We start from the raw sequence: 505 nt of genomic DNA, 5'->3' as shown, positions 1-505 counted from the left end.
GGGAGTAACAGGATCAACCGGAGCGGCCGGTTCAACTGGAGCAACCGGCCCAACCGGCTCGACCGGTCCAACGGGAGTAACAGGAGCGACTGGGGTAACTGGTGCAACCGGAGTAACCGGTTCATCGGGAGTGACTGGTTCAACTGGAATAACAGGAGCAACTGGTGTAACGGGGACAACTGGGGTAACAGGAGCGACAGGCCCAACGGGTGCAACAGGAGTAACAGGCATAACTGGTGTAACAGGATCGACTGGCTCAGCTGGTGCAACCGGCCCGACTGGAGTAACGGGTCCAACTGGAGTAACCGGGTCGACGGGAGTAACAGGCACAATCGGTTTAACCGGAGTAACGGGTCCAACTGGTGTAACGGGTCCAATCGGAATAACAGGAGTTACCGGCCCGACTGGTGTAACCGGATCAACTGGAGTAACAGGCCCAACCGGATCGACAGGAGAAACGGGGTCAACCGGGTCAACCGGGTCAACTGGGGAGACTGGTCCAACA

General features: G+C 58.0%; 1 protein-coding gene. It reads left to right on the top strand.

The window, feature by feature from the left end; translation table 11 throughout:
* Nucleotides 1-130: 130 nt before the first annotated feature.
* A partial coding sequence (locus SCA31_RS22495; RefSeq protein WP_410699279.1) for a hypothetical protein occupies nucleotides 131-505 on the top strand: 375 nt, incomplete at its 3' end.

Source organism: Chryseobacterium sp. SIMBA_028 (assembly GCF_046535285.1).
Classification (GTDB): domain Bacteria; phylum Bacteroidota; class Bacteroidia; order Flavobacteriales; family Weeksellaceae; genus Chryseobacterium.
The sequence above is the reverse complement of the archived record's forward strand: the minus strand, read 5'-3'. Positions and strand labels throughout refer to the sequence as shown.